Origin of the sequence: Streptomyces sudanensis, assembly GCF_023614315.1 — a bacterium.
GTDB classification, from domain to species: Bacteria; Actinomycetota; Actinomycetes; order Streptomycetales; family Streptomycetaceae; genus Streptomyces; species Streptomyces sudanensis.
On the sequence record NZ_CP095474.1, the window covers coordinates 2,515,355 to 2,523,950 of the forward strand.

An 8,596-nucleotide genomic window follows, 5' to 3' on the forward strand; every position below is an offset into this window, starting at 1 on the left:
TTTGGATATGGGGGGAAGATGAGCCTTTGGTTAACTTCCTCCCCTTATGAGCGGGTACGAGAGGGTGGATGGGTCGTGGTGGAGGACGGGTCGCGGACGGGTGGCGCGGACCGCGCCGAGCGGGTGCCGGACAAGGCGGGACTGCGGAGCCGGCTGCTCGCCGCCCGCTCCCTGCTGACCTCCGAGGACGTCCGGCGGGCCGCCGAGGCCCTCGCCGGCACGGCGCTGGAGCTGCCCGAACTGGCGCAGGCCCGCACGGTCGCCGCGTACGTCTCCGTGGGGCGGGAGCCCGGCACGCGGGTCCTGATCGACGCGCTGCGCGCGCGGGGCGTACGGGTGCTGCTGCCGGTCCTGATGGCCGACAACGACCTGGACTGGGCGGTCTACGAGGGCGCCGGGGGCCTCGCCCCGGCGCGGCTGGGGCTGCTGGAGCCGTCGGGGCCCCGGCTCGGGCCGGAGGCGGTCGCGGAGGCCGACGCGGTGCTGCTGCCGGGGCTGGCGGTGGACGCGCGGGGCATGCGGCTGGGCCGGGGCGGCGGCTCGTACGACCGGGTGCTGGCCCGCCTCGCGCGCCTGGGGGCCGATCCGGCGCTGGTGGTGCTCCTCCACGCGCACGAGGTGGTCGCGCGGGTTCCGGAGGAGCCGCACGACCACCCCGTGCACGCGGTGGTGACCCCGGACGGGGTGCGGCGCTTCACCGCGCCCCGCCCGGACTGACCCGGGCCCCGGGGCCGGGGCCGGGGCCGGGGCTCCGGGGCGGCCGGGACCCCGCGCCCCGGGCGGTCAGGGCTTGAGGACGAGGTGGTCGGCCTTCGCCGCGTCGACCGCCCGGTCGCTGAACGGCCACGCCAGCAGCTCGCCCCTGGCCCACTTGTCGGTCTGGTCCGTGTAGTGCGGGTGGTAGGCGTGGCCGGAGGCGCCGGTCAGGTTGATCCAGCGGGACCTGTCCCAGTCGCCGACGGTGACGACCATCCGCATGGACGGCACCCAGACGACGCCGTAGCCGCCGGCCGCGTTCCAGCCGGTGGCGTTGACGGCCGCCTCACCGCCGGAGAGGTTCCACGGGCCCCGGTTGAGCAGGAACTTCACGATGCCCGGGCCGCCCGTGCCCAGCGTCTGGTTGCGCAGGTTCAGCTGGTGCAGCCGGCCCCAGCTCCAGGTGGAGACGTCCTTGCCGAGCTGCGCGGTCAGCTCCCAGCGGGCGTCCTTCATGGCGCGGGCGAGCAGCTGGTCGCGGGTCGCGGTGGGGTCGTCGAGACGGTTCCCGGGCGTGCGCCACCAGGCGTTGTCCTCGTCCTCCAGGAGGGGGCGGACGACCTCGTACCAGCGGTCGCCGCCGTCCGGCTGGGCCTTGTCCGCGTCGCGCTGGCCGCACTCGCGGACGAGCCGGCCCCGCTGGTCCTCGGGCACGGTCGGGTCGACGGACGGGACGCTCAGGCACTCGCCCTTGACGCGCAGCTCCTTGGGGAGCTTGTGGCCGAACGCCAGCTTCAGGACGTTGCGCCAGACCGCGTTGAAGTACGCGGCGGCCGGGGAGTCGGCCTCCTGGGTGTAGTCCCAGCCCTCCAGCAGCCTCTGCGCCTCCCGGACGTGCGGGTCCGGGACGTCGATCTTCAGCAGGAGCGGCGTCAGCAGCTTGGCGATCTCGCTGCTGTTGTCCGTCTGCATGGTGCGCATGTCGTCGGTGGAGATCTTGCCGCCGTCCTTGGTCTTCGCCTCGATGAGGTCGTTGATGCGCTGGCTGCGGGAGCCGTAGCCCCAGTCGGCGGTGAGGTGGTGCGGGTACTCCTCGTCGTTCACGACGGCCTGGTTGGCGGTGACGATGTAGCCGCGCTTCGGGTTCTCCTCGTAGGGCAGCTCGTCGAACGGGACGTACGTCTTCTTCCAGTCGTACGCCGGGTCCCAGCCCGGTGCGGGGAGGGTGCCGTCGTGGCCCTTGGCGCGGACCGGGATCTTGCCGGGGGCCTGGTAGCCGATGTTGCCCTCGGCGCCCTTGGCGTCGGCGTAGACGAGGTTCTGCGAGGGCACCTCGAAGTCGCGGGCCGCGTCGCGGAACTCCTTGAAGTCGCGGGCGCGGTTCAGCTTGAACACGGCGTCCATGGACTTGCCGGGGTCGAGGGCGGTCCAGCGCAGCGAGACCGCGTAGCCGTCGGCGCGGTCGGGCGCGGGGCCGGCGACGGGGGCCTCCTGGCCGACCTTCTCCAGCTCGCCGCTGCGGTCGGAGATCAGCGGGCCGTTGCCGGTGGTGCGGACGGTGATGGTCCGGCTGCCGCCGCCGGCGATCCGGATGGTCTCCTCGCGGGTCTCGAACGGCACCTCCCTGGTGCCGCGCAGGTAGCCGCGGTCGGTGACCTTCTGCAGGTACAGGTCGGTGACGTCGGCGCCGAGGTTGGTGAAGCCCCAGGCGATGTCCCGGTTGTGACCGATGATCACGCCCGGCATCCCGGCGAAGGTGTAGCCGGCGACGTCGTAGCGGCACGCGGCGGAGACGGTCCGGCAGTGCAGGCCCATCTGGTACCAGACGGAGGGGAGCTGCGGCGCGAGGTGCGGGTCGTTGGCCAGGAGCGGCTTGCCGGTCGTCGTGTGCCGGCCTGAGACGACCCAGGAGTTGGAGCCGATGCCGTCGCCGTTCGGGCCGAGCAGGGCGGGTACGGAGTCGAGGGCCTCGGAGAGGGCCGCGAGCTGCGACTGGAGGCCGGACGCGGCCTCCTCGGGGGTGGCGGCGCCGGCACCCTGGCCGGACTGCCCGGAGCCCCCGGCGCCGGAACCGCCCTGGAGGCCGCCGTCCTGGAGGCCGCCGCTCTGGAGGCCGCCGCTCTGGAGGCCGCCCTCGCCCGTGCCCTCGCCTTCGCCGTCCCCGCTGCCGCCGGGCGCCTTGAAGCCCTCGACGATCGGGCGGTGCGTCTTGTACGGGTACCGCGGGTACAGGTCCTCGATCTGCTCGGGGTCGAGCCGGCTGGCCATGAGCGAGCGGTCGATCTCGTCCTGCATGTTGCCGCGCAGGTCCCAGGCCATGGCCTTCAGCCAGGCGATCGAGTCGACCGGGGTCCACGGCTCGATCTCGTACTCGTGCGAGAAGGCGAGCGCGGAGTACTCGACGGAGACGTCGCGGGGCGCCCTGTCCTTCAGGTAGGCGTTGACGCCGTCCGCGTACGCCTGGAGGTTCTTCTTCGTCTCCGGGGAGAGGACCTTGTCGTACTCCTCCCGCGCCACCCGGTGCCAGCCGAGCGTGCGGAGGAAGGCGTCCGTGTCGACCATGTCCTTGCCGAGCATCTCGGAGAGGCGGCCCGCGGTCATGTGGCGGCGGACGTCCATCTCCCAGAAGCGGTCCTGCGCCTGGACGTACCCCTGGGCGCGGAACAGGTCCTCGTCCGTGGAGGCGTAGATCTGCGGGACGCCGTGGCCGTCGCGCTTGACGTCGACCGGCCCGGACAGGCCGGCGAGCCGCAGCGTGCCGGTGGTCTGCGGGAACGGGGCGCGCACGGTGCTGACGCTCCAGTAGGCGCCGTAGCCGACGCCCGCGACGAGCGCCAGCACCAGGGCGATCACGAGCAAGCGGGCACGTCGCCCCTTCTTCTTGGGGGAAGAGACGGTGGTGTTGGCGGGCATCGCTGTCCTTCGAGGCGCAGGCTGGGTCCGGGAGTGCTGGGAGCAACCATAGGCGCAGCGCCCGGACGGCCCGGACGCGGTGCCGGTAAGGAGCCCCGTCGCGGGCGGCGGTCCAGGGCTCGGGAAAACGGTAAAGATTAGGTAAGGTAACGAAGTACCGGCTGCCACGGGTCCCCCGCACAGGGGGACATGTCCGGCATGCCCTCCGCCTCCGCCGGGGCGTCGGCCACCCGCGGGCGCCCGTCCGGGCGGCGGGGCGGCGTCCCGCGCGCACGCCGCCGGGCCCGGAGGTCCACCACAGGCCCGGCGCCCGCGCACAACTGAAGCACAACTGAAGAGGTCCGCCCACGCACTCTCCCGGAAGGTTCGGCCCCTGACTGTCCACCAGCTCAACGAACTCCTGCTCGCCGGCTCGCTCGTGCTGCTCGTCGCCGTCGTCGCGGTGCGCCTGTCCTCGCGCAGCGGCCTGCCCAGCCTGCTCCTGTACCTCGGCATCGGCATCGCCATGGGCCAGGACGGCATCGGCGGCATCGCCTTCGACGACGCCGAACTCACCCAGGTCATCGGGTACGGCGCGCTCGTCGTGATCCTCGCCGAGGGCGGCCTGGGCACCAAGTGGAAGGAGGTGCGGCCCGCGCTGCCCGCCGCGAGCGCCCTGGCGACCGTCGGCGTCGCGGTGAGCGTGGGCGTCACGGCCGCCGCCGCGCACCACCTCGCCGGCCTGGAGTGGCGGCAGGCGCTGCTCGTCGGCGCCGTCGTCTCCTCCACCGACGCCGCGGCCGTCTTCTCCGTGCTGCGCAGGGTGCCCCTGCCGTCGCGGGTGACCGGCACGCTGGAGGCGGAGTCGGGGTTCAACGACGCACCCGTCGTGATCCTGGTGGTCGCCTTCTCGACCGCGGGCCCGGTGGACGGCTGGTACGTCCTGGTCGGCACGATCGCGCTGGAGCTCGCCATCGGCGCGGGCATCGGCCTGGCGGTCGGCTTCCTCGGCGCGTACGGGCTGAAGCGCGTCGCCCTGCCGGCCTCCGGCCTGTACCCGATCGCCGTGATGGCCATCGCCGTCGCCGCGTACGCGGCGGGCGCCCTCGCGCACGGCAGCGGCTTCCTCGCGGTGTACCTGGCGTCCATGGTGCTCGGCAACGCCCGGCTGCCGCACCAGCCGGCCAACCGCGGCTTCGCCGAGGGCCTCGGGTGGATCGCCCAGATCGGGATGTTCGTCCTGCTCGGCCTGCTGGTCACCCCGCACGAACTGCTCGGGGACTTCTGGCCGGCGGTGGTGATCGGGCTGGTCCTGACGGTCGTGGCACGGCCCCTGTCGGTCCTGCTGAGCCTGGTGCCGTTCCGCCTCCCCTGGCAGGAGCAGGCCCTGATGTCGTGGGCCGGGCTGCGGGGCGCGGTGCCGATCATCCTGGCGACGATCCCGATGGTGTCGGGGATCGAGGGCAGCCGGAAGGTCTTCAACATCGTCTTCGTCCTGGTCGTCGTCTACACGCTGGTGCAGGGGCCGACGCTGCCGTGGCTGGCGCGGAAGCTGCGCCTGGGCGACGGGGAGGGCACCGCCACGGACCTGGGGATCGAGTCGGCGCCCCTGGAGCGGCTGCGGGGCCACCTGCTGTCCCTGTCGATCCCGGAGCGGTCGAGGATGCACGGCGTGGAGGTCGCGGAGCTGCGGCTGCCGTCCGGCGCGGCGGTCACCCTCGTCGTCCGGGAGGGCGCGAGCTTCGTGCCGTCGCCGACGACGGTGCTGCGGCGCGGCGACGAGCTGCTGGTCGTGGCGACCGACCCGGTGCGGGACGCGGCGGAGCGGCGGCTGCGGGCCGTCGGCCGGGGCGGCAAGCTGGCGGACTGGCTGGGGACGGGCGGCTGACCGCCCCGCGGCCGGCCCCGAACACGCCCGGCGTTTCCCAGGCGGCGAAGTGAAGCGGCGCACACTTCGCAGGCCCCGGGCGGTGTGCGCCTGTACCATGAAGGCAAACTGATCGAACCACCTCTGCCTGACGCAGGGCTGGCGCGACCGTATGGCGGCCGGGTCCCTCCGTGTGACCCCGGTATCCACCGCGCTTCCGCGCAAGAGGACGGCCCTCGGCGGCTCCCGGCACCCCGGCGAGCGCTACCAGGCGGCAGAAAGGCACGGGCCGTGGCATCCACGGTCACCTCCGACGCCGGCAGGCGTCCCGGTTACGGCCGACTCCTGCGCACCCCCGGCGCCTGGTCGTTCCTGCTGCCCGGATTCGCGGCGCGGCAGCCGTTCGCGATGCTCACCATCGGCATCGTCCTGCTGGTGCAGCACACCACGGGCTCGTACGGCAGCGCGGGCGCCGTCGCCGCGGTGACCGGCGTGTCCATGGCGCTGTTCGCCCCGCAGAGCGGCAGGCTCGCGGACCGCTTCGGGCAGCGCGCCGTCCTGGTCCCCGGCGTCCTGGTGCACACCGCGTCGGTCTGCGCGCTGACCGCGCTCGCCCTGGCCGGCGCGCCGCTGTGGGCGCTGTTCGCGGCGGCGGTGCACGCCGGCGCCTCCGTCCCGCAGGTCGGCCCCATGGTGCGGGCCCGCTGGGCGGCCCGGCTGGAGGGCTCGCCGCTGCTGTCGACGGCGGCGGCGTTCGAGTCCGTGACGGACGAGTTCACCTTCGTCGTCGGCCCCGTCCTGGCGACCGCGCTGTGCACCGGCGTCCACCCGGCGGCCGGCCTGGCCGCCGAGGCGGCCCTGACCCTCGCCGGAGGCCTGCTCTTCGCCGCCAGCAGGAGCACCCAGCCGTCCCACGGGGCGCACCGGGAGACCGGGCCGCGCCCCCGCACACCGGCGCTGTCCGTACCGGGCGTACGGGTGCTGGCGGTGGCGTTCTTCGGGATCGGCGCCGTCTTCGGCGGCATGCAGGTCTCGCTGACCGCGTTCACCGAGGAGATCGGCCGGCCCGGCGCCAACGGCCTGCTGTACGGCCTGTTCGCGGCCGGCAACATGCTGGCCGGCGTCGCCGTCGGCGCCATCGCCTGGAAGTCCGGGCCGCGGCGCCGCCTGACCGCCGGGTACGCGGCGCTGACCGCGGTCGCCTCGCTGCTGTGGGCCGCGCAGACGGTGCCGCTGCTGGCCGTGCTCGGCCTGGTGGCCGGGGTGTGCATAGCGCCCGCGCTGATCGGCGGGTACACCCTCGTCGAGTCCCTGGTCCCGGCCGCCGCGCGCACCGAGGCGCTCACCTGGCTGGCCGGGGCCGTCGCGCTGGGCCAGGCCGCCGCCGTGACGGCCGCCGGGGGCCTCGCGGACGCCCACGGCCCGGCCGCCGGGTTCCTGGTGCCGCTGTGCGGCACGGCACCGGCGCTGGTCGCCCTGGTGGCGCTCCGGTCGCGGCTGGTGCCGCCCGGCCCCGGTGACCGGCCCGCCGTGCGTGGTGTGGGTCACCGCGCGCCGGCGGCGGTGGACTGACGCGCCGGAATGCGTCACTATTGTTCGTCGTTAGCACTCATCGAGTGAGAGTGCCAGGAGGAAGACAAGTGCCGACCTACCAGTACCAGTGCACCGAGTGCGGCGAGGGCCTCGAGGCGGTGCAGAAGTTCACCGACGACGCCCTGACTGAGTGCCCGAGCTGCCAGGGACGCCTGAAGAAGGTGTTCTCCGCGGTCGGCATCGTCTTCAAGGGCTCCGGCTTCTACCGCAACGACAGCCGGGGCGCCTCCTCGAGCAGCTCCCCCGCCTCGAAGTCCTCCTCCGGCTCCTCGGACTCGTCCGGCTCCTCGGGCACCTCGTCCTCGGGTTCCTCGTCCTCGGGTTCCAAGCCCGCGGCGTCGAGCACGGGCACCGGCTCCGCCGCCTGACCGGGCCGCCGACACGCTCCGGGCCCCGACGTTCCGTACGGCGGGGCCCTTCGGCCTGTCCGGGGCCGGGTCCCGGCGTGGAGCGGGGCGCCGGTTCGCGAGGGGTACGCCCTGGGGCGGGACGGGCCGCGCCCTAGGGTGGGGCGCATGGCGACGCATGCAGAGATCGGCGTGATCGGCGGTTCGGGCTTCTACTCCTTCCTGGAGGACGTCACCGAGGTCGAGCTCACCACCCCGTACGGCAGTCCCAGCGACTCCCTGTTCGTCGGGGAGGTGGCCGGCCGCCGGGTGGCTTTCCTCCCCCGGCACGGCCGCGCCCACCGGCTGCCGCCGCACCGCATCAACTACCGGGCCAACCTGTGGGCGCTGCGCTCGCTCGGCGTCCGCCAGGTCCTGGGGCCGTGCGCCGTGGGCGGGCTGCGCGCCGAGTACGGGCCGGGCACCCTCCTCGTCCCCGACCAGCTGGTCGACCGCACGAAGTCGCGCGTCCAGACCTTCTTCGACGGGGAGCCGCTGCCGGACGGCACGGTGCCGAACGTCGTCCACACCACGTTCGCCGACCCGTACTGCCCGGACGGGAGGCAGGTCGCGCTGGAGGCCGCGCGGGCGCGCGGCTGGGACGCCGTGGACGGCGGCACGATGGTCGTCGTCGAGGGACCGCGCTTCTCGACCCGCGCCGAGTCCCGCTGGCACGCCGCGATGGGCTGGTCCGTCGTCGGGATGACCGGCCACCCCGAGGCGGCCCTCGCCCGTGAGCTGGGCCTGTGCTACACGTCGATGGCCCTGGTCACGGACCTGGACGCGGGAGCCGAGACGGGCGAGGGCGTGTCGCACACGGAGGTGCTGCGGGTCTTCGGGGAGAACGTCGAGCGGCTGCGGACGGTGCTGTTCGACGCGGTGGGGGCGCTGCCCGCGACCGGAGACCGGTCGTGCCTGTGCACCCACGCCCACGACGGGTGGGACCTGGGGATCGAGTTGCCGTAGGTCCGTCACCCTCGGGGGTGAGCAGGTTCTCCACAGGCGGGGCCGTCGTCCACAGGCCGGAGCGGGGGCGCGGGGAACGCGGGATGGTGAGGGGCGCCGGCGTTCGGCCGGCACGGTCCTCCCACGACAGGCGGTACGCCATGACCTCCCGCACATCCCGCACATCCCTTACGTACCAGTCCGCTTCTCCCTCCCC

6 protein-coding genes are annotated in these 8,596 nt (G+C 74.1%); 5 read left to right on the top strand and 1 reads right to left on the bottom strand.

Annotated features, from left to right (window positions below; genetic code table 11):
• Positions 1-75 precede the first annotated feature (75 nt).
• Complete coding sequence (locus tag MW084_RS11635; RefSeq protein ID WP_010470298.1) at positions 76-717, top strand: 5-formyltetrahydrofolate cyclo-ligase; 642 nt, start codon at positions 76-78, stop codon at positions 715-717.
• Positions 718-783: 66 nt separating this feature from the next.
• Here MW084_RS11635 and MW084_RS11640 read toward each other — a convergent pair whose 3' ends face one another.
• Positions 784-3,609, bottom strand: a complete 2,826-nt coding sequence (locus MW084_RS11640; protein WP_029553462.1) for a penicillin acylase family protein — start codon at positions 3,607-3,609, stop codon at positions 784-786.
• 373 nt (positions 3,610-3,982) lie between these two features.
• Between MW084_RS11640 and MW084_RS11645 the strand changes: the two genes are divergently transcribed.
• The 4 genes from MW084_RS11645 to MW084_RS11660 all read left to right on the top strand — a co-directional run bounded on the left by MW084_RS11645 (position 3,983) and on the right by MW084_RS11660 (position 8,400).
• Positions 3,983-5,476 (top strand): potassium/proton antiporter, encoded by a 1,494-nt coding sequence (locus MW084_RS11645; RefSeq protein WP_193789336.1) that lies wholly within the window; start codon positions 3,983-3,985, stop codon positions 5,474-5,476.
• Between the two features lie 270 nt (positions 5,477-5,746).
• A complete protein-coding gene (locus MW084_RS11650) occupies positions 5,747-7,027 on the top strand; it encodes an MFS transporter (protein ID WP_010470295.1) in 1,281 nt (426 codons plus the stop codon).
• Between the two features lie 68 nt (positions 7,028-7,095).
• On the top strand, positions 7,096-7,416 hold the full coding sequence (locus MW084_RS11655; RefSeq protein ID WP_010470294.1) for an FmdB family zinc ribbon protein: 321 nt from the start codon (positions 7,096-7,098) through the stop codon (positions 7,414-7,416).
• Between the two features lie 147 nt (positions 7,417-7,563).
• Entirely contained in the window at positions 7,564-8,400 is an 837-nt protein-coding gene (locus MW084_RS11660; protein ID WP_010470293.1) for an S-methyl-5'-thioadenosine phosphorylase, read from the top strand.
• Positions 8,401-8,596: the final 196 nt, after the last annotated feature.

What these genes read in the sequence shown, in the direction of transcription:
- MW084_RS11660 (WP_010470293.1), top strand. Translation starts at nt 7,564, where the DNA reads ATGGCGACGCATGCAGAGATCGGCGTGATCGGCGGTTCGGGCTTCTAC.
- MW084_RS11640 (WP_029553462.1), bottom strand. Translation starts at nt 3,609, where the DNA reads ATGCCCGCCAACACCACCGTCTCTTCCCCCAAGAAGAAGGGGCGACGT.